The sequence below is a fragment of the Dyella acidiphila genome (assembly GCF_014863405.1).
GTDB classification, from domain to species: domain Bacteria; phylum Pseudomonadota; class Gammaproteobacteria; order Xanthomonadales; family Rhodanobacteraceae; genus Dyella_B; species Dyella_B acidiphila.
In genome coordinates, this window is record NZ_JACZZA010000005.1 from 262,033 (window position 1) to 285,386 (window position 23,354).

Consider the following 23,354-nt stretch of genomic DNA (forward strand, 5'->3'; position numbering starts at 1 on the left):
TCAGCGGGCTACGGCAACGTGCTGCGCGTTGTGCACCGCGCGTGCGGCCACCGCCGCCGGCAGCGCATCGTCACCGGCGTTCTGCGCGATGATGCGGGCGATTTCGCCGTTGGCCTGCGCACCGTAGTCGGCGAATACCGGGGTCTGATAAACCGTGTTCGGCGCATTGTCGAGCGCGGCACCGCGTTCGTTGTGCAGATCCACCTCGGCCAGCACCGACAGGCCGATACGCAGCGGGTGCGCCTGCAGTTCCTGCGGGTCGAGCGCAATGCGCACCGGCAGACGCTGCACGATCTTGATCCAGTTGCCGGTGGCGTTCTGCGGCGGCAGCAGTGCGAAGGCCGAACCGGTGCCGGCCGAAAAGCCCACCACATGGCCGTGATAAGTCACCGAAGAACCATAGACATCGGCATGCAGGGAAACCGGCTGGCCGATGCGCATATGCTGGAGCTGCACTTCCTTGAAGTTGGCGTCCACCCAGATTTCATTCAGCGGCACCACTGCCATCAGCGGCGTGCCCGGGGCGACGCGCTGCCCCACCTGCACCACGCGCTGCGCCACATAACCGGTAACCGGCGCCGGCAAGGTGTTGCGCGCATAAGCCAGATACGCGTCGCGCACCTTGGCCGCGGCGGCGAGCACGTCGGGATGATTGGCGATCGATACATTCCAGGTCAGCGCCTGATTGGCGGCCAGTTGCTGATTAGCCGCGTCGTAGGCTGCCTGCGCATTGCTCAGCGCATCGCGCGCATGGGTGATTTCTTCGGTGGATACCGCCCCGGACTTGGCGATCTCCAGGCGGCGGCGGTAATCATCCTGCGCCCGCGCCAGATCGGCCTTGCGCTGCGCGAGCAGCGCGCGGTACTGCAGCGTATCCACGTACAAGGTATGCACCTGGCGCACCGTCTGCCCCAGCGCCGCTTCGGACTGTTGCAGGGCAATGCGTGCGTCGGCCGGGTCCAGCGTCACCAGCGGCTGGCCCTGCTTGATGGTCTGGGTATTGTCGGCGTTGACCGCAATCACCGTGCCGGTAACCTGCGGCGTGACCTGCACCACGTTGCCGTTGACGTAGGCATCGTCGGTCGATTCGTAATAGCGCGCCACCAGCAGGTAGTACACCACGGCGGCCGCGGCGATCACGACGATGCCGAGCGTGATCAATGCCAGCACCGCGCGGCGGCGGCTGCGCACGGGTTGTGCGCCTTGTTCGATGGGAATGGATGCAGCTTGAGCGTTCATGGCGAATTCCTGAGAGGGGAACTAAGCGAAAAAGTGGGGCGAGCCGAATCAGGGCGCCGAGGCGACGCGATCGGTGCCGGCTGGCTTGGGTGCGGCGTAACCGCCGCCCAGCGCCTGGATCAGCGCAATCTGTGCATCCAGCCGTTGCATGCGCAGCGTGGCCACACGCTGGCTCTGCTGCAGGCGGGCAACATCCGACGACAGCACCTGCAACTGCGGATCGAGGCCGGCCTTGTAGCGAACGATCTCCAGGTCGTAGGCACGGCGACTGGCGTCGTAGGCATGCTGTGCGGTGGTTTGCTGCTGCTCGATGGCATGCAGGCTGGCCACTTGCGTGGCGACATCGTTCAAGGCGGCGATCAAGGTCTGGTTGTAGGCGTCGACCGCGGTGTCGTAACCGGCGTAGCGATCCTTCAATTGCGCACGCAGGGCGCCGCCGTCGAACAAGGGCAGATGGATGGCCGGGCCGGCCTGCACCTGGCGGCTGCTGGCGCTGAACAAATGACCCCAGCCAAAGGCGTCGTAACCGGCTACAGCGGCCAGGTTGATGTCAGGAAAGAAATCGGCCTTGGCCACCTTCACATCATGGCCGGACGCATCGATGCGCCAATGCGCGGCAACGATATCCGGGCGGCGCGACAACAGATCCGCCGGCAAGCTCGCCGGCAATGCGTTGTCGGCAGCATCCAGCAACACCGGGCGCGCAATCTGCAAGCCGCGATCGGGGCCTTTGCCCAGCAGCGCCGCCAGCTGATAGCGCGTAACGGCGATCTGGCCATCCAGCTCGGATATATCGGTCTGGGTCGCATCGATGGTGACATCCACCGTGCGGCTTTCCACTTCGTTATCGAGCCCGGTGCGCACGCGCTGCTGGGTCAATGCGCCGATCGAGCGGCGGCTGGTCACTTCGTTCTGCGCCACGTCGCGCAGCGCATACAGCAAGGCCAGATGCACGTAGGCATGCGCTACCGAGGTGGACAGCACCAGCCGCGCCTGTTGCGCTTCGGCTTCGGCCGCCTTGCGTTCGGAAATCGCCGAACGCAGCGCCTCGTGGTTCTTGCCCCACAGATCCAGATCGTAGGAAGCACCGAACGTCAGCGCGTTTTCGTTCTGCCAGCTGTTGCCAATCGGCGGCGGAAAATACGTGCTGCCGCTGAAATGCTCATGCGTAAACGCATATTTGACGTCGGCACTCGGGCCGGTCGCGGCACGCGCCTGCTCGGTATAAGCCGTGGCTTTGGCCACGCGGGCGCGCGCTTCGGCCAGCGTGGGGCTGCTGGCCACGGCCTCGCCGATCAGCGCGCCCAGTTGCGGATCGCCGAACTGTGCGGACCAGTCCATCGCCGGCCATGTTCCGCCCTGCACGGGAATGCTGACGGCGCTTGGGTAATCGGTCACCGCGGCCGGATGACTGTCGCCATGGATGCCGCGGTAGTTGACGCAGGCGCTGAGCGCGGCAGCCAGCAACGTGACTGCGATAACGCGCCATGGCGGGCGAAGCATGTTTGAATGCTGGCGGAGGCGGGAATTCATAGGGTGCACCTGGGAGTGGTGAAAGGAATCAGGACTTGCGCGAACGACCGCTGCGCGGGGAAGGCCCGGCATCGGCACGGCAGTTGTCGACCATGCGCCGCAAGCCGCGCTGCAATGCCTGCAGATCGGAGTGGCTGATACCGGCGGTAAGGGCATCTAGAATGTGCTGGGTGATGGCTATCGTGCGGCGTGCGATACGCTTGGCCTGATCGGTCAGGGCAATGCGCACTACGCGACGGTCATCGGTGCAGCGCCTGCGCGTCAGCAACTGCCGTTGTTCAAGTGCATCCAGCGCGTGGCTGATGGTGCTGGCATTGACGCCGACCACCGCGGCCAAATCGTTGCCGAGCATGCTCGGCTCGGTCGCCAGCAGCATCAGGATTTCCGCCTGGATGCCGGTGATGGCGAATTCGTCTTTCATGCGCTGGGTGGTCAGCCGCTTGAACGCAGCCGCCGTGCGTACCAGCGCATGGGCGACATGGTCGTGCTTGCTGCGTGCGGCAACCCTGCGCGTCTGCGTCGTTTGCACCGCACTGCCCCGCTTCGACGGCAACGTCGATACAAGACTCGCGCCGGTACTGTGCTTGCTGATTCGTGCCGTGGCCATGAGCGTGTGCCTGCGCTAGAAAGCAGCATTCGCCGTGACGATGGCGGCGCGGCGGCCGGCATCCAGGATGCGGTCGGACATCTGCGCATCGTCCGTGGCGCGCGCCAGGATCATGCAGCCGACCAGGCCGGACACCACCGCCATCGCACGCGCCTCGCGCTGCGCCGGTGCGACCGATTCCGGCAACACCAGGCCGATCAGCTGCACCATCTCCTTGATGCCGTCGGACAGCTGTGTGCGCACTGCGCCATCACTGCGCCCCGCTTCGATCACCAGGGTCGTCAACATGCAGCCGCGGCCTACGTTGTCGCGATGCGCCGCACTCAGGTAGCTGTCGACCAAGTCCTCGATGCGTGCGGCGCCGCTTTTGGCGCTGGCTTTGCGGGTGCGCTCGCGCATGCGTTCCAGCCCCAGCGCCAGCGCTTCGCGAGCCAGTTCTTCCTTGGATGCAAAGTGATTGTAGAAACCGCCCTGGGTCAGCCCGACTTCGCCCATCAGATGGGCCACGCCCACCGCAGCAATGCCCTGCTCGCGAAAGCGCTGCGCAGCGGTATCGACGATGCGGCTGCGGGTCGCTTCTTTATGGCCTTTTTCGTAGCGCATGGAGGGGGTCCTCGAAAGCATTGCAAGAGCAATGCTTGCAATTGAATGATGGTCATCATATTGTATGACGCACATCATGTAAAGACCCGTCAGGCAACCCGCCGACATCTCCCAACCGCAGCCAGAGACCCTCATCATGAATATCCAAGGCAAAACCGCTCTCGTTACCGGCGCCAATCGCGGCCTCGGCCTGGCTTATGCCCAGGCCCTGCTCGCGGCCGGTGCCGCCAAGGTCTATGCAGGCGCCCGCGATCCCTCCTCCGTCAAACTTGCCGGTGTCATTCCGGTAAAACTGGATGTCACCTCGGACAGCGATGTTGCGGCAGCCGCCGCGCAATGCGGCGACGTGGAAATCCTGATCAACAACGCCGGCATCTCCGCCGGCGGCGTGCAGTTGCTGGACGGCAACGCCTACCAGGCCATCGACACGCAGATCGATACCAATGTGCTGGGCATCCTGCGAACCAGCCGCGCGTTCGCACCGGTGCTGCGCGCCAATGGCGGCGGCACGCTGGTGAATATGCTGTCGGTGCTGAGCTGGCTGAGCCTGCCGAACAGCCCGACCTACTCCATGTCCAAGGCCATGGCCTGGGCGCTGACCAACGGCCTGCGCAACGAACTGCGCGCGCAAGGCACCTTGGTGGTGGCCGTGCATGCCGGCCTGATCGAAACCGACATGGCCAGCCGCTTCGATGGCCCCAAGAGCAAGCCCGAAGACATTGCGCAGCACGTGATCGAAGGTCTGCTGCGCGGTGACGAAGAAATTCTCGCCGACGATATTTCGCGCCAAGTCAAAGCCGGCTTCGGCGTCTCCCCTTCCCCGTATCTGGTCGCCCAAAACCGCTAAGCCGTTCCGCACAGGTGACGCTTATGAAAACCATCCAACGGGTCGCCGTGCTCGGCGGCGACCGCATTCCCTTTGCACGCTACAACACCGCGTACAAGGATTTTTCCAACCAGCAGATGTTTACCCAGACACTAAGCCAGCTGGTGCGCCGCTTCGACCTGCAGGGCCAGCGCCTGGGTGAAGTGGTGGGCGGCGCGGTGCTCAAGCACGCCAAGGATTTCAACCTCACGCGCGAAAGTGCGCTCGGCAGCGGCCTGTCGGCGCAGACGCCGGCCTACGATCTGCAACAGGCCTGCGCCACCTCGATCCAGGCCACGGTGGCGGTCGCCAACAAGATCGCACTTGGCCAGATCGAGGTGGGCATCGCCGGTGGCGTGGATTCGGCGTCCGATGTGCCGTTGGCGGTGTCGGATGGCCAGCGCACCCTGTTCCGTGAACTTGCCGCTGCACGCAGCACCGGCGCGCGCTTGCGGGCATGGAGCGGATTCCGTCCCGCCATGCTCAAGCCCAAGGTCGCCGATGTCGACGAACCTCGCACCGGTTTGTCGATGGGCCAGCATACCGAGCGCATGGTGCGCGAATGGAACGTCAGCCGCGAGGAGCAGGATGCGCTGGCACTGGCCAGCCATCGCAACGGCGTGGCCGCTTATGCGCGCGGCTTTTATCGCGATCTGTTAACGCCGTTCGGCGGCCTGGAACGCGATGGCATCCTGCGTCCGGATACCTCGCTGGAGCGCCTGGCCAAGCTGGCACCGGCGTATGACAAAACCTCCGGCAAAGGCACGCTGACCGCCGGCAATTCCACTCCGCTTACCGATGGCGCCGCCAGCGTGCTGCTGGCCAGCGAAGCCTGGGCCGCGGCCACGCAGCGCCAGCCGCTGGCTTGGCTGGTCGATGCCGAAACGGCTGCCGTCGATTTCTTCAGCCAGCCATCCGAAGGCTTGCTGATGGCACCGGCGCATGCGGTGGCGAGGCTGTTGGCGCGCAACCAGCTCACGCTGGCCGATTTCGATTACTACGAAATCCACGAAGCCTTTGCCGGCCAGGTGCTGTGTACGCTGAAGGCCTGGGAAAGCGCCGACTACTGCCGCACACGGCTGGGCCTGGATGCACCGCTGGGCAGCATTGATCGCGCGCGCCTGAACATCAACGGCGGTTCGGTCGGACTGGGGCATCCGTTTGCCGCCACCGGTGCACGCATCGTGGCGGCGGCAGCCAAGCAACTGGCGGAGCATCGGGCGGCCAGTGGCCGTTCCGGGCGCACGCTGATCTCGGTGTGCGCGGCCGGCGGATTGGGCGTCGCAGCAATTCTCGAAGGCTGATACCGGCAGGCCGGTAGCGTCAGTGCAGGTGACCTGACGCTATCGGCGGCTGATCCAGCACCAGTTCTTCGGGCAGGATCAGTTGCTCGATCGCATAACCGGCATCGGCCCACGCATCGAGTCCGCCCAGCAGCGGGCGTACGCGGCGATAGCCCAGCAGCATCAATCCCTTCGCCGCCTTGGCCGCGGAAACTTCGTTCGGGCAGCTGCAATAGATCACCACGTCCTGGTCGATCGACACCTGCTCCAGCTCGCGATCGATCGCCCGCAGGTCGACCATCAAGGCACCCGGGATGACGCGCGCATCCACCAGGCGCGAGGCCGGCGAACGCACATCCACCACCACCGGCATGCGACCCTGTTCGACCAGCTCATGCAGCTCGTCCACCGTGATGCGCGCCAGCCGCAGCGACAACAGCAGCCGGCGGCGCTGCCACCATTTCACCAGCACATAAGCAAGCAAGGCAGCGACGATGCATTCCACCGCCACCGTGCCGGCGCTGGCCAGCAGCAACAGCACGCGATCGATCTGGTAGGCGAAGGCATAGCCCAGCCCCACCACCAGTCCGATCCATAGCAGCGAACCGAGGCCATCCATCAGCACGAATACCGGTGCGCTCAGCCGCATCGCACCGACCAGCGGCGGCGCAATGGTGGAAAGCCCGGGCACGAATTTCGCGATCAGCAGGATCTGGCCGCGCCAGCGCTGGAAGCGCAGCTCCGATTGCTTGACGCAGGAATCGGGCGACAGCGAGATGCGGCACAGCGTACGCATTACCGCCGCGCCGTAGCGGCGCCCGGCCCAGTACCAGGCCAGGTCGGCGATCAGACAGGCCAGCAGCGCCACCAGCACCACCGCCGCCAGCGGCAGCCGTCCGGCCGCAGACAGAGCGCCGGCCACCACCAGGGTGGGCACGGCCGGCAACGGCGCGCCGGCCTGCTCCACCAGCACGTTGATGAAGACCAGCAGCAGGCCGTATTGGGCGATCAGTTCGACAACCGCATGCGTCACCGGAGTGCGCCTCGGGCAGGATGGGGCCGTATCGGCTGAGCGCATCGTTGGGGTAATCGGTGCCGATTGCAAGGCATAAAAAAAGGCTGCCGGCGTGGCCGGCAACCCCTGTGGCATAACTGTCGTGGAAGCTGCTTACGTGGTGGCATCCTCGGCCAGCAAGCCGCGGAAAATCAGGCCGCCCACCGCCCCTCCGAGCAGCGGCACCAGCCAGAACATCCACAACTGCTGCAGCGCCCAGGTGCCCTGGAACAAGGCCACGCCGGTGCTGCGCGCGGGATTTACCGAGGTGTTGGTGATCGGGATGCTGATCAGGTGAATGATGGTGAGGGTCAGGCCGATGGCAAGCGGGCCGAACCCGGCCGGCGCGCGCCGATCGGTGGAACCGTGGATCACGATCACGAACATCGCGGTGAGCACGAACTCGCTGACCATGCAGGACAACAGCGAATACCCGCCCGGCGAATGGGCACCATAGCCGTTGGAAGCGAAACCGCTGCCGGTAGCATCAAAGCCCAGCTTGCCGCTGGCGATCACGTAGATCACCGCAGCCGCGGCGATCGCGCCGATCACCTGCACCACGATGTAGGGAATCACGTCCCTGCCGCTGAAGCGTCCGCCGAAAAACAGCCCGACCGTGACGGCCGGATTGAAATGCGCACCGGAAATGCCCGCACAGGCATAGGCCATGGTGACCACGGTGAGGCCGAAAGCCAGCGCCACGCCGAGAAAGCCGATCCCCAAGGCCGGAAAGGCCGCGGCGAATACTGCACTGCCGCAACCGCCAAGCACTAACCAGAACGTGCCGAAGAACTCGGCGCTAAGTCGTTTGAACATGGTTGTCTCCGATTCAATAGAAATGACGAGCGAAACACGCAAAGCGAGGTTTGCTGCTGATTTCTTATGCGACGTCTACTGTCCCCCGGAGGCCACGCTGCGTTCCACGCGGTGGCTGTGCGGGTAATAGCATGCGGCGTGCGGATGCGGAAGCGGGGTTGCTGCGGCCAGGCCGGCAGGCGCTACCATCAGCCGGCTTGTTGCCACTGCCCAGCTGACCGCCCATGCCCACCCCGCTGCACGATCCGGCGCACGAAACGAACGTCCTGCACAGCTGGCAACGCAATGCCCAGGCATGGACGAACAGCGTGCGCGACGGCCAGATCGAAAGCAGGCGCCTGGTCACCGATCGCGCGATCGTCCAGGCGGTTATCGACGGCCAGCCACACTCGGTGCTGGATCTGGGCTGCGGCGAAGGCTGGCTGGTGCGTGCCCTCGCCGCCGAAGGCCTGCACGCCATCGGCGTGGACGCGGTGCCGGAGCTGATCGAGCATGCACGCCGTGCCGGTGGCGAGTTTCATGTCGCCTCTTACGAAGACATAAGCGCGGGTCGACTAAGCCTTCGGGCCGATACCCTGGTATGCAATTTCGCCCTGCTGGGCGAGGCATCCGTGGCGCAGCTGATGACCTCGCTGCCGCACCTGCTGGAGCCGGGCGGACGCCTGGTGGTGCAGACGGTGCATCCCTTGATCGCCTGCGGCGAACAGGCCTATGCAGACGGCTGGCGGCAGGAAGAATGGAGCGGTTTCGGTGCAGCCTTTGTGGCGCCGGCACCCTGGTATTTCCGCACCCTGGCGAGCTGGCTGTCGCTGTTTGCGAACACCGGCTGGAAACTTGGCGAAGTGCGGGAGCCGCTGCATCCGCTGACCGGCAAGCCGGCATCGATCATCTTCATCGCGCAGAGGTAGCAGGCACTCGATACGCGGAAACGGGATGCGCCAACTTGCGCGACGCATCCCGCGGTTTCCGGGCCGGCACATGCGGCCGGCCTGGAACAAGGATCAGACCGCAGCGTCCTTGAGCTTCTTCAGCGGACGGATCTTCACCTTCACTGTCGCAGGCTTGGCAGCGAACCACTGCTCTTCCTTGGTGAAGGGGTTGATGCCCTTGCGCTTCGGCTTGGCCGGAACGTTGACGGCGGTGATCTTCAGCAGGCCCGGCAGGGTGAACATGCCGGCACCCTTCTTATGAACCGACGCGTGGACAGCACCTTCCAGCGCGGAAAGAACCGCGCGCACTTCCTTGGAGGCAACACCGGTCGTTTCAGCCAGGTGTGCAACCAGACCGGACTTGCTCAGTGCTTCCTTGATCGGCTTCGGAGCTGCGGCGGCTTTGGATGCCGTCTTGCCTTTTGCTGCCTTCTTTGCCATGGACTACCCCATCGTTATTGGATTGTTGAAATGCCTCTCGGCGAGCTGAAATGTAGGGGAAATTTGCGGCGTCGCCAACTACCAAACGCAAAAAAACCTATAAAAGATGCATCCGAAGGGGGGCGGCACGGCCGGGACGCTAGGGAAGCAAGCTTTTTGCCAGCATAAAAAGGGCTACCGCGACGATCACGGCGGCGAACAGCACGGTCAATGCACCGCGTTTCCTGGACAGTTTTTGAGCACCCAGCATGCCCAGCCAGCCGCCTGCGATACCGCCGGCAATGAACTCCAGCGCAATCGGCCAGGCCACCCATCCGGATGCGGCATAGTTGATGGCAGCGGTAAGCCCGAAGCTGCCCACGCAGAACAGCGAGGTGCCGATGGCGTCGATCATCGCCATGCCGCTGGCAAAGACCATCCCGGGAACAATCAGAAAACCGCCGCCGATACCAAAGAATCCTGCCAGGCTCCCTGCCCCCAGCCCGACTGCGCCCAGGCGCGGATACATATGTTTGCGCGGATACCCGGTACCGTCATGGCCGCGTCTGCCGCGTAGCATCAATGCGGCGATCACCAGCATCAGCAGGGCGAACAACACCAGCAGATGATGGCCGTCGATAAGCTTGCCGATGCTTGAACCGATAAAGGCGCCGAGCACGCCGGTACTGGCAAAAGTGACCGCCGCAGCCCAGCGCACATGCCCGGCCCGGGCATGCGGCAACAGGTTGGCGAAGGCATTGGCCGCGACGGCCAGGGCGCTGGTACCGATCGCCATGTGCGGGTCGTGCAGACCCACTACGTAGAGCAATAGCGGCACCGCCAGAATGGAGCCGCCGCCGCCGATCAAGGCCAGCGAAAAACCCACGGCAGACCCGCAGAAAATCGCGAGCAGATCGTGCAAAGGCAAGAAATTCATGCCCGCGACTGTAGCCGAAAAGCGCACGGCCAAACGCTGCTGCGCAACGCCAGCGCCGGCCGCCCGGCAGGCGGCATCAGGCCGCCTGCCGGCTGGTGCCTCAATGTGTTTTGTCGTCCGCGCCAGCATGCGTGGCATCGTGCCCGCCGCTCATGTCCATATCGCCCATATCGTCGTCCGGCGGCGCCTTGGCGACGATCTCTTTGTATTGCGCTGGCGTCAGGCCCGGCAGCTTTTGCAGAAAGGCAACCATGCTCCAGATGGTGGCGTCGTCATGCGTGGTTCCCCAGGCCGGCATGCCGCTCATCTTGATGCCGTGCTTGATGATCCAGAACGCTTCGCGCGGATCCACCTGCTGCTGCGCAAGCATCGGCGGCTGCGGATACAGGCCAGCGCGAAGTTCCGATTGCTGCATGCCCGGCGCCAGATGGCAGCCGGTGCACATGGCCGCATATTGCCCGGCGCCCTTCAGGATCAGCGCGGGATCGTCCAGCGCAGGCACGCGGATGGACTTGGCATGGTGCTGTACGGAGTGCTCGCGCAGCATGCTCAGGAAGCGATAGGTCCAGGGTGCATGCGGCGCATCCGCGCCGATGTTGTAGAAGCCGGACCAGGCGTAGGCATACGCCAGCAAGCCCAGCGCCAGGATGCCAGCCACGATGCTGGTGCGGTATTCGATGCGACGTTGCATAAGATGTCCTTAAAACCAGAAACGGAAGCCGGCGACGAATTGCCGGTCGAAAACAGCTTGCTGTTGCTCACGCAGGTAATCGGCAGTGGTGCCGAAACGGCGCGTCCAGACAATGCCCACGTAGGGGGCGAATTGCCGCGTGATCTCATAGCGCAGCCGCAGGCCCAGTTGCGCATCGGATACACCGCTGCCGACGCGCTGCGCCGGATCGTCCTTGTCGTAAAGATTGAGCTCGAATTCCGGCTGCAGCATCCAGCGCTGGGTAAAGCGCAACGTATATTCGGCACGCATGCGCGCGGACAGCCTGCCGGATTCGCCGGCATAGCCGGTGGCTTCCAGTTCCAGCCAATATGGCGCAAGCCCTTCCACGCCGAAGGCCAGCCAATTGCGCTGCGGCCCCAGCCCCAGGTCATGCCGCACACCCAGCTGCGTACTCCAGAATGCCGAGACCGGGTGACTCCACAGCGCTTCGATATCGCCACTGTCGACACGCCCGGCACTGCCCTCGCCTTCGCTGCGCAACCACAGCTTGTTGTCGTCGTTGCCGTACCAGCCCTCGGCTTCCCAGGCCGGCCCGTTGCCGTTGCGGCCGTGGGTGTATTCCAGTTGATCGAACAGCAACATGGCGCGCGAAGCGTCGTCGTTCATGTCCATGTTCTGCATCGATGCCGACGTGGGCATGCCGGGCATGGACATGGCCATCGGAGCATCCTGGGCGAACAGCGGCGTGAGCATGCACAGTCCCAGCGCGGCCGCTAAGTGGCACGCCATCCGTGCCTTGCACGCGTGTCCGTTCATGCCACCACCACTTCACGGAACATGCCCGCTTCCATATGGAACAGCATGTGGCAGTGGTAGGCCCAGCGGCCGGGGTTGTCGGCGCTTACCGCATAGCTGATCTGTTGCGCCGGCTGCACGTTGACGGTGTGCTTGCGCACCTGGAAGCGCCCCTCGGCCGTTTCCAGCTCGCTCCACATGCCATGCAGATGGATGGGATGGTTCATCATCGTGTCGTTGATCAATACGACGCGCAGGCGCTCGCCGTATTTGAAGCGCACCGGCTCGGCGGCGGAGAACTTCACGCCGTCGAACGACCATATGTAACGCTCCATATTGCCGGTCAGGCGCAAGGTGACTTCGCGTTCGGGCTCGCGCTTATCCAGCGCGCCGCCGATGGTGTGCAGATCGGCGTAAGTGAGCACGCGCCGACCGTTGCCGCGCAGGCCGACGCCCGGATCATCGAGACTGGTGCGTGGCTGTGCGACGCGCGCATCCACGCCGGGACCGGTTTTCAGCGCCTGGCCCGGCGCCGCCGGTGCGCTGTGCATCGCCATGTCCGAACCGTCCATGCCGGGCATATCCTGCATGCCGGCCATCTCGTGCATGGCATGCCCGGCCGGCGGTGCCGACGACATGCCGCCCATCATGTCCTGCATATCGAGCCAGACGCGCGGATCCATCGCCGGCACTTCCGCTTCCATGCCCGGGCGGGGCGCCAGGGTGCCGCGTGCATAGCCGCTGCGATCGATGGATTGCGCGAACAGGGTGTAGGCGCGGTCTTCCTGCGGCGTGACGATCAGGTCATAGGTCTCGGCCGGCATGATGCGCACTTCATCCACCTGCACCGGTTCCACATCCTGGCCATCGGCGCTGATCACGCTCAGCTTCAGTCCGGGTATGCGCAGGTCGAAGATGGTCATGGCCGAGCCGTTGATGATGCGCAGCCGCACTTTTTCGCCAGGCTTGAACAGGCCCGTCCAATTGCCGGCAAGTGCCTGCCCGTTCAGCAGATAAGTATAGGCACGTGCCGATACATCGCTGAGATCGGTGGGATTCATGCGCATCGCATTCCACATCCTGCGCATGGCCAGCGCCTGGTGCAGTCCCATCTGCCGCGCATCGCGCAACAGTTCGGCCACGGTGGGCTGGGCGGTGTTGTAGTAATCGCTCTGCTTTTTCAAGCGCGCGAAGATGTGGCCTGGATCATCGTCGGTCCAGTCGTTGAGCATCACGACATAGTCGCGATCGGCTGCGATGCGTTCGCCCCCGGCCGGCTCGATCACGATGGCGCCGAACAGGCCGGTCTGTTCCTGATAGCTGGAATGCGCGTGGTACCAGTACGTTCCCGCCTGCCGCACCGGAAATTGATAGACGAACGTTTCGCCGGGAGCGATGCCGTCGAAACTGATGCCGGGCACGCCGTCCATGCGGAAGGGCAGCACGATGCCATGCCAGTGGATCGACGTAGGCACGCGTAGGCGGTTGGTAACCTGCAACGTCACCGTGCTGCCCTCTTTCCAGCGCAGAGTCGGGCCGGGCAAGCCGCCGTTGACGGTGGTCGCCATGGCCGGCTTGCCGGTGTAATTCACGGCCACGCTTCCCACATTCAGCGCGAAATCGGTACCGCTCAGCGCGGCAGACGCATCGAAGCGCGCCATCGCCTCGGCACGCGCGGTGCGCAACATGCCAAAGGCCGCGGCGGTACCACCCAGCGCCAGCCCTTGCACAAATCGCCGCCGCGAAAGATCCAGCGCTGGCAGCGCATCAAACCTGTTCATAAGGATTACTCCATGCAACGCAGAACACCTGCCGCTGCCGGCACCAAGGTGCATGGCAGCTCAGGAAGATCATCGGGCGGAGCAATCAGACGGCCGGTGGCCGTAGCGGTGGTATCGAAGCAATATTGGGAGCGCTGACGCCACGGAACATGGCATAGCGCGCAGGAAGCAAGCCCGGACCACGCAAGCGCATGGCCGAAGGCAGCAACAGGCTGCCGCACATGGCGTCGCATTGGCAGCTTGAATGCGAAGACGGGCTGCCGCAGCAACCGTCGTGATGATGGCCGGCCATCGCGGCAGCCGGCATGCCATGACCATTCATCGCCGCCATCGCCGCCGGCATGGCGCCACCAGCATCGGGTTCAGCCACCGCATTCAGCGGCAGCGAGAGCAGGACCAGCATGGCCCATGCGAACAGCGCCATGGCGCGTGTGAAACGCGATGCGCGAATGCGTTGCATGGAAAGCGGACGGCCCATGAGAGCAAGCTTATATCCGCCCGGCAAGCCGGCTCAACAGGCCGAAGGTTTACCTGGCACAGGCTTGACCCTGGTGCTGCTCCAGGGTGTAGACGGCACTCCGAGGCATCTGCGTTGCGTGCCTGCCCCGCTTTGCGGGCGCTCGGCGCCATACCTGCATCAAAGCGATTCGGCGTAGTGCCGAAGCAGTTGATGCATGGCGTCGCCGAGCTTTTCGAAATCGGCGGCGGCCGCCTCGATGCCGCATGCCTTGATGAATTTTTCCAGGGCGGCGCATTGCGCGGCCACACCGTCTTCGCCAAGCATCAGCAGCGCGCCTTTCATGCCATGGATGCGGGCCAGCAATGCCGGCTGATCGCGTTTGGCAAATGCATCGAGAATGGCATGCAGGTCGCGTGCGCCGGAGTTGACGAAGACTTGATGCACCTGCCGGGAATACTTGCAGGCCCGCGCCGAGTCGCCTGCCACAGGCGGCGCGGCTCCGACCTGATCGGTGCGACAGACGGTGGCGCTGCCAGCGGGTTCGGACGACAACGGATTGCCATGGACTGGCCCATACTTGGTCATCTCATTCACCCGATGATCCCCGAAAACCCCAAGGTAAACGTGCAACGCCAACGCCCAAAAAGGCTTGGCAGGACAAGTGCGGCTTACCCCCTCCTGTGTGTTCCCTGCAGCCGGCCGCTACGCCTGAAAAAGCCCCCGGGCCACGCGGCCCGAGGGAAACGCCGTTGGAGGGAACACGGGTTGAGTGATCCTAAAAGTCGTCTTATTTGAGAGGTATCGGATCCAACTTAAAAATAACGCCGAAGCAACGGCAATATCCTTAGAACAATTCCATCCACCTCATCACACGAGCGCTCGCCCATGGCATTCGCAGACATCCATACCGTTGATACCGGCTTTGTACGTCCACAGTTCGATGCCGCTTATCTGCTGGTGCATCGTGGGCGCGCTGCGTTTATCGATTGCGGCACCAATCACGCCGTGCCCCGGCTACTCGCCAGCCTCGAAGAAGCCGGCATCGGTGCGCCCGATGTGGAGTGGCTGATCCTCACCCATGTGCATCTCGATCATGCAGGCGGCGCTGGCGAATTGATGGCGCAGCTGCCCCATGCACGACTGGCCGTGCATCCGCGCGGCGCGCGCCACATGATCGATCCCTCGCAGCTGTGGGCAGGCGCGCTGGCCGTGTACGGCGCCGAGGTGATGGAACAGGCGTACGGCCAGCTTCGTGCGGTGCCCGCAGAGCGCGTGGTGGAAGCACCGGACAATTTTGTGATCGATCTATGCGGCCGGCCGTTGCGCTGCCTGGATACGCCCGGCCATGCCAAACACCACATGGCCATTTACGACGAGCACAGCAAGGCATGCTTCACCGGCGACACGTTTGGCCTTTCCTATCGCGAATTCGACACCGCACAAGGGGCCTACATCCTGCCCACTACCACTCCGGTCCAGTTCGATCCGGAGGCGTTGCACGCGTCGATCGACCGCCTGCTGAGCCTCAAACCCCAAGCCGTGTATCTGACCCACTATGGCCGGCTGGAAAACGTCGAACTGCTTGCCGGCCAGCTGCATCAACATATCGACGCCATGGTCGCCCTCGCCCGCCAGGTCGACGACGGTACCGCCGATCGGCATGTGCGGCTTACCCAGGGATTGACCGAGCAGTACGCCGCACAGCTCGCCGCGCACGGCTGGCAGGGCAGCCGGGATGAACTTCTGCATTGGCTGGGCACCGATATCGAGCTCAATGCGCAGGGTCTTGGCGTGTGGCTGGATCGCGCGCGCGGTTAATCGACGGCGAGCAATTTGACGTAGAAGTGCTGGGTTTTGCGCCGCACGTAGCCCAGCCGTTCGTAAAACGGATGGGAACCCTCGCGCACGATATTGGAACGCACCGACACCGCCTCGAATCCCAGGCGGCGCGCCCACTGCTCCGCATCCGCCACCAGCATCCGGCCGATGCCGCCGCCGCGGCAGGCCGCATCCACCACCAGGCCTACGATCTCGACGCGTTCGCCGGACTCCAGCGTGCGGCGATGTTCAACCGCGATCCATCCACGCAATATGCCGCCGGCATCCACGACGCTGATGTGATGATCCGGACGCGGCAACAGCCCGCGCAATCGATCCAGCATCACAACCGGCGATACCGGATAGCCAAGATCCGTCGCCAGGCGGGCTATTTCTACCGCATCGTCGGCGCATGCTGCACGCACTTGCATGTCAGGCCAGCCGCGCGCCGTTCGGGACCGGACGCTCCACCGTCGTCACCACAACGCCTTGCTCCGTATGAAACCCGGTCAACAAGAACTGGGAACGAAATGGGCCGATCTGCTTTTCGGGAAAATTGAGCACGCCTACGATCTGCCGCCCGAGCAGCGCTTCGGGCGCATACAGCGCGGCAATCTGCGCACTGGTCTTGCGTTCGCCATAGGGGCCGAAATCCGCCCACACTTTCCACGCCGGCTTGCGCGCCTCGGGAAACGGTTCGACCCGGGTCACCGTGCCCGCCACGATCAGCACCTTCTGGAAATCGGCCCAGCTGATTTCTTCGGCCTGCTCATTCATCCTTCGAGACTCGTCTTGAACCAATCGTTGAATTCATACCACCAATAACTTGCCTGCGCACCTACGAAACCGAACGGTTTGTAGGTATGCGTAAGACCGTAACTGCCGAATTGCTTCCAGCTTTCATCGCCTTCGGCAATCGCTGCCGCCAGCAATTCGCCTGCCGCGCACGTAGGTGCCAGGCCGTGGCCGCCGAACGCCTGCGCCCACCACAGACCGTTGCCTTCGCTGCCAATCTGCGGCATCTGGTGGCGCGCATAACTCATCAGTCCGGACCATGCGTATTCGATGCCTGCGCCACGCAGGGCCGGAAATACGCGCAGCAGATCGCGAGTCAGCACGCGCTGCACGGCGGCGGGCGAACGATTGCGGATCGAGATGCGGCCACCCCACAGCAGGCGCTTGTCGGGCAGCGGACGGTAGTAATCAAAGGCGAAGCGGGTGTCGTAGACGGCGGCCTGCGTCTGCAGGCATTCATCGAGCCGTTCGCCCAGCGGTTCGGTCACCATTACATAGGTGGCGATCGGCAGGATCGCGCGATCGATCCGGCGGCGCAGCCCGGCCAGATAGCCGCCGCAGGCCAGCACCACGTGTTCTGCCTGTACCTCGCCCTGCGGCGTACTGATCAGCCAATGGCTGTTTTCCCGGCGCAAGCGCCATACATCGCTGTTTTCGTGGATGCGCACACCCTGCTCCGCCGCAGCCGCCGCGAGCCCGATGGCGTAATTGAGCGGGTGCAGATGCAAGGCGTTGCGTTCGTAAAGACCATCCGTATAGCGTTCGCTGCGCACCAGTTCGCGCAATTCTTCCTGCGGCAGCCAGTCCCAATGCAGCCCGTAACGGTCACCCAGCAGGCGCTGGCGTTTGCGCAGCACTTCCGGATCGCGGAACCAGTTGGCCCAGATCACACCGCGGTCCACCAGGTCGCAGGCAATCGCATAGCGCGCAGCGCGCTCGCGTATGCGCTGCACCGCTGCGGTGGTGAGCGCAAAGAGGGTTTGCGCGCGCGATTCGCCAAGCTGGTGCAGCAAGGCTTCTTCGCCGAGCGAATAGCCGCCGAAGACAAAGCCGCCGTTGCGGCCCGAAGCGCCAAAGCCGATCTGTTCGCGCTCCAGCACCATCACGTCGCGCACGCCGCGCTCGGCCAGGCCGAGCGCCGTATTCAATCCGGCAAAGCCGCCGCCGATAATCGCCACTCGTGTTTCCTGGCGCCCTTGCACGGGCGCATACGGCGCATACGGCGTCGCCGTGGCGCGGTAATAGGAGCGAACCGGTGGGTGTTTCATACCTAGCGTGCAGATGCCCGGGCGGCTGGACGGCCGAGCATACCCCGTAGCCGGCGCGCTCGCTCAGGCCGATCGGCCTAGGCGCACTGCATGCGCAAAGGCCCCCCTCCCAAAACGCGTGTGGCCGGGCGCCAAAGACGCCCGGCCACACGCAATCGGATCTGATAAACGAAGCGTGCCCTGCGCGCTCAGAGCGTGCTGGCGACCTCGCGAACCACCTTGGCCAGCGCCGGATCCTGCATCGCCATGTGCATGGTGGCGCGTACCAGGCCAGCCTTGTTGCCGCAGTCGAAGCGCGTGCCCTGGAAGCGGTAGGCCAGCACCTTGCCCTGCTCTTTCAACAAGGCTTCGATCGCGTCGGTGAGCTGGATCTCGCCGCCGGCGCCGGGCTTGGTCTGCTCCAGCAACTGGAAAATGCGTCCCGGCAGCACATAGCGACCGACCACCGCAAGATTGGACGGCGCATCGGCCGGCTTGGGTTTTTCCACCATGAAACGAATGCGTGCGCTGCGCTCGTCGACCGGCTCGGCATCGACAATGCCGTATTTGTCGGTCTGGTCTTGCGGCACTTCTTCCACCGCAATCACGCCAGCGTTGTCGGCCTCGGCCAGTTCGGCCATCTGTCGCAGGGCGCCCTTGCCGCTATGCCAGATCAAGTCATCGGGCAGCACCACGCCAAACGGTTCGTCGCCGACCACCGCCTTGGCGCACAGCACCGCATGGCCCAGGCCCAGCGCTTCAGGCTGGGTCACGAAGATCGCGCGCACATTGCGCGGCAGCGTGCCCTGCACCAGGGCCAGCAGTTCGTCCTTGCCCTTCTCCTGCAGCTTGGCTTCCAGCTCGTAGGCCTTGTCGAAGTAGTCGGCAATGGCGTGCTTGTAGCGGTTGGTGACGAACACCAGCGTATCGGCGCCCGCATCAACGGCTTCGTCGACGGCGTACTGGATCAGCGGCCGATCCAGCACCGGCAGCATTTCCTTGGCGACGACCTTGGTAGCCGGCAGAAAACGCGTGCCCAGGCCTGCGACCGGGAATACCACCTTGCGCAATGGCTTACTCACTCACTTCTCTCCAATATCGTTGCGACGAAGCGGGACTACATTGCCCGGCTGGGCAACATCGCTCCAGCAGAAAGACGGCAGCAGGCTGGATACGCAATTTTTCAGCGTGTCCTCATCGTAGTGATGGACCGCATCGGCGGCCTTGTCCAGCTGTGCCTGCAGCAGTTCCCAGGAAACGGGGCGGTGCTGCGCCAGGAAGATCTTGTTGTGCGTGGTGGCGCTGTAGTTTTCCAGCGGATGGAACAGCTCCTCGAACAACTTTTCGCCGGAACGCAGCCCGGTGTAGACGATCGGGATCTCGGTGCCCGGCTTCTTGCCGGCAAGACGGATCATCTGCTCGGCCAGATCGCGGATCTTCACCGGTTCGCCCATGTCCAGCGCGAAAATCTCGCCGCCCTTGCCCAGCGCCGACGCCTGCAGGATCAGCTGGGTGGCTTCCGGAATGGTCATGAAATAGCGCGAGATCTCCGGATGCGTCACCGTCACCGGGCCGCCGGCATGAATCTGCTGGCGGAACAGCGGCACCACCGAACCGGCCGAATCCAGCACGTTGCCGAACCGCACGGTGATGAAATGGGTGCTGGAATGCGCGTTGAGGTTCTGGCACCAGATCTCGGCGATGCGCTTGCAGGCGCCCATCACGCTGGTGGGATTGACCGCTTTGTCAGTAGAGATCAGGACGAAGCATTCCACCCGCGTTTCGCTGGCCAGATCGGCCACCGTCCGCGTCGCCAGCACGTTGTTGCGCACCGCCGTGCGCAGCTGCCCTTGCAGCATCGGCACATGCTTGTACGCCGCCGCATGGAAAACCACTTGCGGCATGACATCGGTGAACAGCCTGCGCATCGCCACGCGATCGCCGGCATCGGCCAGCACGCTGTTGAGCAGCAGCTCCGGATAAGCGGCGCGCAATTCCTGCGAGATCTGGTACAGGTTGTACTCGCACGATTCCACGATGGTGAGCGCATGCACACCCAGCCGCGCCACCTGACGGCACAGTTCCGAACCGATCGAACCGCCGCCGCCGGTGATCAATACACGGCGGCCGGTAAGGGTTTCGCGGATGCGGGTCCAGTCCAGCTCGACCGCATCGCGGCCGAGCAGATCCTCGATCGATACTTCCTTGATCTGGTTGAACTGGGCACGCCCGGCAACCACGTCTTCGAGCTTGGGCACGGTGCGGTAGGGCAGACCGGTGCGGTCGCACAACTCCACCACCTGGCGCATTTCCCGCGCACTGGCGCCGGGCAACGCGATCAGCAGCATCTGCACGGCAGCTTCCTTGGCCACGTCCGGGAGCTGTTCCAGCGTGCCCAGCACCGGCTTGCCATTGATGCGTGCGCCGCGCAGCGAGCGCTGGTCGTCGACAAAACCCACCACCACATAGCGGCTGTCGCGATGCAGGTCGCGCGCCAGCGCTTCGCCGGCGCGGTCCGCGCCGACAATCAATACGCGCTGGGTCTTGGCATTGGCGAACAGATCGATGCGGCTGTCTTTCCAGAAACGGTACGCAAGACGCGGCGTACCCAGGAACAAGGCCAGCACGAAGGGATATAGCAGCAGGATCGAACGGGGTACGCCGTCCAGACGTCCATACAGGAATAGCGCCACACCGATGGCCACGGTGCCGACGATCGCCGCGCGCAGGATATTCCACAGGTCCGGCAGGCTGGCGAAGCGCCAGACGCCCTTGTAGAGACCGGTCCAGGCATACACCAGCCCCTGCACCAGCAGCACGATGGGAAACTCGAACATCCCGAACGTGACCACCAGCTGGGGATCCAGCGTATAGCGCAGTTCCTTGGCGACCCACCAGGCCAGTGCGGTGATCAGCAGGTCATGCGCGACCACTGCAATGCGAGGATGAACAACGCCGACCCACTTACGTATGGACATGACGAACCTTGTATCGAACTCGGCGAAGCATGCGGCGCTTGGCAATCAACCAGGCCGCCGCGGCAATCGCATAAGCGGCGATGCAGGCCATAAGCCCCATCCCTGGCCGCTCCCATGCCAGCACGGCCAACGGCGCCGCCACCAGCACATTCCACCCCAAATACCACGCAGTTCCTGTAGCGTGCGTGTAGCCCCTGCGTACAATCCATTGATAAAGATGTTCGCGATGCGCAGTGTACCAGCGGCGTCCACCCAGCATACGGCTAAGCAGAGTAAGGGTGGCATCCGACACAAAAGCTGAACTCAGTATCAAAGCAGGCCATAGCAGCGCCCCATCGACCCGCCACAACATGGCGGTCAGGGCAAACAGCAAGAAGCCGATGCTGCCGCTGCCCACATCCCCCATGAAAATACGGGCCGGCGCACGGTTGTAGCACCAGAATCCAAGGCAGGCCGCGGCCACGCAGGCAGCTGCACCGGCCAGGGCGGCTTGCCCGGCACACCAGGCCAGCACGGCGGCACCGCAGGCAACGAAGATGGCTTGCTGCGCCAGCAGGCCATCGATGCCGTCCATGAAATTGTGCAGGTTGATGCTCCAGGCCCCGGCCAGCACCAGCAAGGGCAGCCACCACCAACTCAGCCCGGTGGCGATCAGCGCTGCCGAAAACAGCGCGGCCGCAAGAATTTGCACACCGAAGCGCGGCAGCGCAGGCAGCGAGCTGTGGTCATCCCACCACCCGATCCATGCCACCAGCACCACCGCCGCCAGCAAGGTGATGACGACGTGAAGCGGCCACACCGGCTGCAGGTACAGCATGCACACCGGCACGGTGAGCAGCACGGATACGATGATGCCGATGCCACCGCCACGCGGCGTGGGAATCTTGTGCGAACGGCGCTGCCCCGGCTGGTCGTACATGCCGCGGCGATGCGCGTACGCAATGGCCGCCCGCACCACGCCCAGGGCAAGCAGGAAAGCGATCAGTGCGGCAAATGCGATCGGGGCGTAGCGAGCCGCGACAGCATCACTCATTGGCTACACCATGAATCGGGCGGATCGTGCTCCAGCCTTTGCAGCTGGGGCATTGCCAGTGATGCGCCTTGGTACCGAAACCGCAATGGCTGCAGCGATACATCGCCTGCCCCTCAAGCAGCTTGTGCGTGAGATCGCGCAGGATCAGGAAATTCTCCCTGGCCTCACCTTCGATCTTGTCCATGGTGGCATCGATGAGCGCCATCAGGCCGCGCACCGAAGGACGTTGCCGCAGCTGCGAGGTAAGGAATTCGATCGCGGGTTTTTCGCCGTCGCGCTTTTCGTACAGATGGGTCAAGGCCAGCACCGGCGAGATGCCGTGGTAGCGCGCCAGGATGTCGCGCAGGAAACGCTCGGCACGTTCCATTTGTCCCGAGCGGGCATAGCTGTCCAGCAGGGGCGGCAGGATTTCCGGCACAAAAGCGATATCGGCTTCGACCGCCCGCTCGTAAATATCCACGGCCTCGGCATGCTGGCCCTCTTCCGCATGCAGGCGACCAGTGAGCATGAAGGCACGCACGCAATCAGGCTGGCAGGCAAACGCATGCTGCAGATACTCGCGCGCTTCGCCGCGTGCGCCGTGCTGGCGCGACTGCTCGGCCAGCTCGCAATAGAACTGCGCGATATTGGTGACCTCTTCCTCGCCGGTCATGGTTTCCAGGCGGCGGGCGTGCTCGATTGCCTTGTGCCAGTCGCGCTCGTGCTGATAGATCGCGATCAGGTGGCGCAGGGCCGACGGGGCGTGCGCATTCATCGCCACCAGGTCGGAAAACAATGCCTCGGCACGGTCCAGCAGACCGGCGCGCATGTAGTCCTCGCCCAGTTCCAGCAAGGCAACCGTCTTCATGCCCTCGGACAGGCCGGGCCTGGAGACCAGATGCTGATGCAGACGGATAGCTCGATCCACTTCGCCGCGACGCCGAAAAAGGTTGCCTAACGCTAAGTGCGTTTCCACCGTGTCGCGGTTGTATTCGGCGAGCTTGAGGAACACCTCGATCGCCTTGTCCTGCTCCTCGTTGAGCAGGTAGTTCAGGCCGCGGAAGTAATCGGACGACAGTTCGCTGACTTGCGCGCCCGAGCGGCGCACGCCGGCGCGCCGCGCTGTCCACCAGCCGCTCAGGAAAGCCGCCGGTATGAGCAAGGCCAGCAGCGGATAGAGAGCACTCATGGCGTCTTCGATGCCTTGGCGCCTGCCGCCTTGTCGGAGCGGCGCTTGTCGCGCCGGTGTCGGGTGGTGACGCCCAGCCAGGCCGTCAATCCGCCGAGGATCCAGCCCAGCGCCAGCGCGGCCAGCAGGGCCGCGCCCTTGGGAACCTGCACGCGCGCAAAGGCCAGGTCGTAGCCCACCAGGTCCGCATTGAGCGCCCCGAGTACCACTCCCCCGGCGATGAACAACAGCAATAGAAGCATGACGATCAGTCGCATCGCGAGACTTTAACCGATTGGCTGAATGCGGCACAGGCGGTGCTCGCAGATTGATTCAGCCTG

General features: G+C 64.0%; 25 protein-coding genes. 4 read left to right on the plus strand and 21 right to left on the minus strand.

Going from position 1 to position 23,354, the window contains the following annotated elements:
- The 4 genes from IGX34_RS10600 to IGX34_RS10615 are packed head-to-tail and all read right to left on the minus strand — an operon-like array spanning position 1 to position 3,982.
- Complete coding sequence (locus tag IGX34_RS10600; RefSeq protein WP_192555689.1) at positions 1-1,239, minus strand: HlyD/EmrA/EmrK family protein; 1,239 nt, start codon at positions 1,237-1,239, stop codon at positions 1-3.
- 48 nt (positions 1,240-1,287) lie between these two features.
- The gene (locus IGX34_RS10605; protein WP_192555690.1) at positions 1,288-2,742 is read right to left on the minus strand and encodes an efflux transporter outer membrane subunit; all 1,455 of its coding nucleotides are present in this window, start codon (positions 2,740-2,742) and stop codon (positions 1,288-1,290) included.
- Positions 2,743-2,800: 58 nt separating this feature from the next.
- Complete coding sequence (locus IGX34_RS10610) at positions 2,801-3,379, minus strand: MarR family winged helix-turn-helix transcriptional regulator (RefSeq protein WP_192555691.1); 579 nt, start codon at positions 3,377-3,379, stop codon at positions 2,801-2,803.
- 15 nt (positions 3,380-3,394) lie between these two features.
- Positions 3,395-3,982, minus strand: a complete 588-nt coding sequence (locus IGX34_RS10615; RefSeq protein WP_192555692.1) for a TetR/AcrR family transcriptional regulator — start codon at positions 3,980-3,982, stop codon at positions 3,395-3,397.
- A gap of 136 nt (positions 3,983-4,118) precedes the next feature.
- Here IGX34_RS10615 and IGX34_RS10620 point away from each other — a divergent pair, with 136 nt between their 5' ends.
- Together IGX34_RS10620 and IGX34_RS10625 are read left to right on the plus strand one after the other, a co-directional pair.
- Positions 4,119-4,829 (plus strand): SDR family oxidoreductase, encoded by a 711-nt coding sequence (locus IGX34_RS10620; protein ID WP_192555693.1) that lies wholly within the window; start codon positions 4,119-4,121, stop codon positions 4,827-4,829.
- A gap of 23 nt (positions 4,830-4,852) precedes the next feature.
- The gene (locus IGX34_RS10625) at positions 4,853-6,151 is read left to right on the plus strand and encodes an acetyl-CoA C-acetyltransferase (protein ID WP_192555694.1); all 1,299 of its coding nucleotides are present in this window, start codon (positions 4,853-4,855) and stop codon (positions 6,149-6,151) included.
- 19 nt (positions 6,152-6,170) lie between these two features.
- Here the strand turns inward: IGX34_RS10625 and IGX34_RS10630 are convergent, their stop codons facing one another.
- A complete protein-coding gene (locus IGX34_RS10630; RefSeq protein WP_338015451.1) occupies positions 6,171-7,163 on the minus strand; it encodes a DedA family protein/thiosulfate sulfurtransferase GlpE in 993 nt (330 codons plus the stop codon).
- Between the two features lie 135 nt (positions 7,164-7,298).
- The gene (gene aqpZ / locus IGX34_RS10635; RefSeq protein ID WP_192555696.1) at positions 7,299-8,000 is read right to left on the minus strand and encodes an aquaporin Z; all 702 of its coding nucleotides are present in this window, start codon (positions 7,998-8,000) and stop codon (positions 7,299-7,301) included.
- A gap of 224 nt (positions 8,001-8,224) precedes the next feature.
- Here aqpZ and IGX34_RS10640 point away from each other — a divergent pair, with 224 nt between their 5' ends.
- The gene (locus tag IGX34_RS10640; protein ID WP_192555697.1) at positions 8,225-8,908 is read left to right on the plus strand and encodes a class I SAM-dependent methyltransferase; all 684 of its coding nucleotides are present in this window, start codon (positions 8,225-8,227) and stop codon (positions 8,906-8,908) included.
- A 93-nt stretch (positions 8,909-9,001) separates the two neighbouring features.
- On the opposite strand, the gene IGX34_RS10645 is transcribed toward IGX34_RS10640, so the two are convergent.
- The 7 genes from IGX34_RS10645 to IGX34_RS10675 form a co-directional block, all read right to left on the minus strand.
- Complete coding sequence (locus IGX34_RS10645; RefSeq protein WP_192555698.1) at positions 9,002-9,370, minus strand: HU family DNA-binding protein; 369 nt, start codon at positions 9,368-9,370, stop codon at positions 9,002-9,004.
- Positions 9,371-9,509: 139 nt separating this feature from the next.
- Complete coding sequence (locus tag IGX34_RS10650; protein ID WP_192555699.1) at positions 9,510-10,286, minus strand: sulfite exporter TauE/SafE family protein; 777 nt, start codon at positions 10,284-10,286, stop codon at positions 9,510-9,512.
- 100 nt (positions 10,287-10,386) lie between these two features.
- Positions 10,387-10,977 (minus strand): c-type cytochrome, encoded by a 591-nt coding sequence (locus tag IGX34_RS10655; protein ID WP_192555700.1) that lies wholly within the window; start codon positions 10,975-10,977, stop codon positions 10,387-10,389.
- Between the two features lie 9 nt (positions 10,978-10,986).
- Positions 10,987-11,679 carry a copper resistance protein B gene (locus tag IGX34_RS10660; RefSeq protein WP_225737378.1) on the minus strand — a complete coding sequence of 231 codons (693 nt, stop codon included), beginning with the start codon at positions 11,677-11,679 and terminating at the stop codon, positions 10,987-10,989.
- A gap of 92 nt (positions 11,680-11,771) precedes the next feature.
- On the minus strand, positions 11,772-13,535 hold the full coding sequence (locus IGX34_RS10665; RefSeq protein ID WP_192555702.1) for a copper resistance system multicopper oxidase: 1,764 nt from the start codon (positions 13,533-13,535) through the stop codon (positions 11,772-11,774).
- Positions 13,536-13,620: 85 nt separating this feature from the next.
- Positions 13,621-14,013: a hypothetical protein gene (locus tag IGX34_RS10670; RefSeq protein WP_192555703.1), complete on the minus strand. Its 393-nt coding sequence runs from the start codon at positions 14,011-14,013 to the stop codon at positions 13,621-13,623.
- Between the two features lie 159 nt (positions 14,014-14,172).
- Positions 14,173-14,631, minus strand: coding sequence for an Hpt domain-containing protein (locus tag IGX34_RS10675; protein WP_192555704.1), 459 nt, complete (start codon positions 14,629-14,631; stop codon positions 14,173-14,175).
- A 249-nt stretch (positions 14,632-14,880) separates the two neighbouring features.
- On the opposite strand from IGX34_RS10675, the gene IGX34_RS10680 reads away from it, so the two are divergent.
- Positions 14,881-15,813, plus strand: coding sequence for an MBL fold metallo-hydrolase (locus IGX34_RS10680; protein WP_192555705.1), 933 nt, complete (start codon positions 14,881-14,883; stop codon positions 15,811-15,813).
- Here IGX34_RS10680 and IGX34_RS10685 read toward each other — a convergent pair.
- The 8 genes from IGX34_RS10685 to IGX34_RS10720 all read right to left on the minus strand — a co-directional run bounded on the left by IGX34_RS10685 (position 15,810) and on the right by IGX34_RS10720 (position 23,291).
- The gene (locus IGX34_RS10685; protein ID WP_192555706.1) at positions 15,810-16,244 is read right to left on the minus strand and encodes a GNAT family N-acetyltransferase; all 435 of its coding nucleotides are present in this window, start codon (positions 16,242-16,244) and stop codon (positions 15,810-15,812) included. The two genes, IGX34_RS10680 and IGX34_RS10685, sit on opposite strands and share 4 nt — an antisense overlap.
- Position 16,245: 1 nt before the next feature.
- Positions 16,246-16,590: a tRNA-binding protein gene (locus IGX34_RS10690; RefSeq protein ID WP_192555707.1), complete on the minus strand. Its 345-nt coding sequence runs from the start codon at positions 16,588-16,590 to the stop codon at positions 16,246-16,248.
- Positions 16,587-17,876, minus strand: a complete 1,290-nt coding sequence (locus IGX34_RS10695) for an NAD(P)/FAD-dependent oxidoreductase (RefSeq protein ID WP_192555708.1) — start codon at positions 17,874-17,876, stop codon at positions 16,587-16,589. The genes IGX34_RS10690 and IGX34_RS10695 overlap by 4 nt, the downstream gene beginning before the upstream one ends.
- A 188-nt stretch (positions 17,877-18,064) precedes the next feature.
- Positions 18,065-18,937, minus strand: coding sequence for a UTP--glucose-1-phosphate uridylyltransferase GalU (gene galU / locus IGX34_RS10700; RefSeq protein ID WP_192555709.1), 873 nt, complete (start codon positions 18,935-18,937; stop codon positions 18,065-18,067).
- Positions 18,938-20,833, minus strand: coding sequence for a nucleoside-diphosphate sugar epimerase/dehydratase (locus tag IGX34_RS10705; RefSeq protein ID WP_192555710.1), 1,896 nt, complete (start codon positions 20,831-20,833; stop codon positions 18,938-18,940). It lies immediately after the preceding gene.
- Positions 20,820-21,866: an MraY family glycosyltransferase gene (locus IGX34_RS10710; protein ID WP_192555711.1), complete on the minus strand. Its 1,047-nt coding sequence runs from the start codon at positions 21,864-21,866 to the stop codon at positions 20,820-20,822. The genes IGX34_RS10705 and IGX34_RS10710 overlap by 14 nt, the downstream gene beginning before the upstream one ends.
- Positions 21,859-23,034 carry a lipopolysaccharide assembly protein LapB gene (lapB, locus tag IGX34_RS10715; RefSeq protein WP_192555712.1) on the minus strand — a complete coding sequence of 392 codons (1,176 nt, stop codon included), beginning with the start codon at positions 23,032-23,034 and terminating at the stop codon, positions 21,859-21,861. Before lapB ends, IGX34_RS10710 begins: the two co-directional genes overlap by 8 nt.
- On the minus strand, positions 23,031-23,291 hold the full coding sequence (locus IGX34_RS10720) for a DUF1049 domain-containing protein (RefSeq protein ID WP_192555713.1): 261 nt from the start codon (positions 23,289-23,291) through the stop codon (positions 23,031-23,033). Before IGX34_RS10720 ends, lapB begins: the two co-directional genes overlap by 4 nt.
- Positions 23,292-23,354 lie beyond the last annotated feature (63 nt).

Coding starts and splice junctions, on each gene's coding strand:
- IGX34_RS10600 (WP_192555689.1), bottom strand. CDS start 1,239: ATGAACGCTCAAGCTGCATCCATTCCCATCGAACAAGGCGCACAACCC.
- IGX34_RS10605 (WP_192555690.1), bottom strand. CDS start 2,742: ATGCTTCGCCCGCCATGGCGCGTTATCGCAGTCACGTTGCTGGCTGCC.
- IGX34_RS10610 (WP_192555691.1), bottom strand. CDS start 3,379: ATGGCCACGGCACGAATCAGCAAGCACAGTACCGGCGCGAGTCTTGTA.
- IGX34_RS10615 (WP_192555692.1), bottom strand. CDS start 3,982: ATGCGCTACGAAAAAGGCCATAAAGAAGCGACCCGCAGCCGCATCGTC.
- IGX34_RS10620 (WP_192555693.1), top strand. CDS start 4,119: ATGAATATCCAAGGCAAAACCGCTCTCGTTACCGGCGCCAATCGCGGC.
- IGX34_RS10625 (WP_192555694.1), top strand. CDS start 4,853: ATGAAAACCATCCAACGGGTCGCCGTGCTCGGCGGCGACCGCATTCCC.
- aqpZ (WP_192555696.1), bottom strand. CDS start 8,000: ATGTTCAAACGACTTAGCGCCGAGTTCTTCGGCACGTTCTGGTTAGTG.
- IGX34_RS10640 (WP_192555697.1), top strand. CDS start 8,225: ATGCCCACCCCGCTGCACGATCCGGCGCACGAAACGAACGTCCTGCAC.
- IGX34_RS10645 (WP_192555698.1), bottom strand. CDS start 9,370: ATGGCAAAGAAGGCAGCAAAAGGCAAGACGGCATCCAAAGCCGCCGCA.
- IGX34_RS10650 (WP_192555699.1), bottom strand. CDS start 10,286: ATGAATTTCTTGCCTTTGCACGATCTGCTCGCGATTTTCTGCGGGTCT.
- IGX34_RS10655 (WP_192555700.1), bottom strand. CDS start 10,977: ATGCAACGTCGCATCGAATACCGCACCAGCATCGTGGCTGGCATCCTG.
- IGX34_RS10660 (WP_225737378.1), bottom strand. CDS start 11,679: ATGGCCATGTCCATGCCCGGCATGCCCACGTCGGCATCGATGCAGAAC.
- IGX34_RS10665 (WP_192555702.1), bottom strand. CDS start 13,535: ATGAACAGGTTTGATGCGCTGCCAGCGCTGGATCTTTCGCGGCGGCGA.
- IGX34_RS10670 (WP_192555703.1), bottom strand. CDS start 14,013: ATGGGCCGTCCGCTTTCCATGCAACGCATTCGCGCATCGCGTTTCACA.
- IGX34_RS10680 (WP_192555705.1), top strand. CDS start 14,881: ATGGCATTCGCAGACATCCATACCGTTGATACCGGCTTTGTACGTCCA.
- IGX34_RS10685 (WP_192555706.1), bottom strand. CDS start 16,244: ATGCAAGTGCGTGCAGCATGCGCCGACGATGCGGTAGAAATAGCCCGC.
- IGX34_RS10690 (WP_192555707.1), bottom strand. CDS start 16,590: ATGAATGAGCAGGCCGAAGAAATCAGCTGGGCCGATTTCCAGAAGGTG.
- IGX34_RS10695 (WP_192555708.1), bottom strand. CDS start 17,876: ATGAAACACCCACCGGTTCGCTCCTATTACCGCGCCACGGCGACGCCG.
- IGX34_RS10705 (WP_192555710.1), bottom strand. CDS start 20,833: ATGTCCATACGTAAGTGGGTCGGCGTTGTTCATCCTCGCATTGCAGTG.
- IGX34_RS10710 (WP_192555711.1), bottom strand. CDS start 21,866: ATGAGTGATGCTGTCGCGGCTCGCTACGCCCCGATCGCATTTGCCGCA.
- lapB (WP_192555712.1), bottom strand. CDS start 23,034: ATGAGTGCTCTCTATCCGCTGCTGGCCTTGCTCATACCGGCGGCTTTC.
- IGX34_RS10720 (WP_192555713.1), bottom strand. CDS start 23,291: ATGCGACTGATCGTCATGCTTCTATTGCTGTTGTTCATCGCCGGGGGA.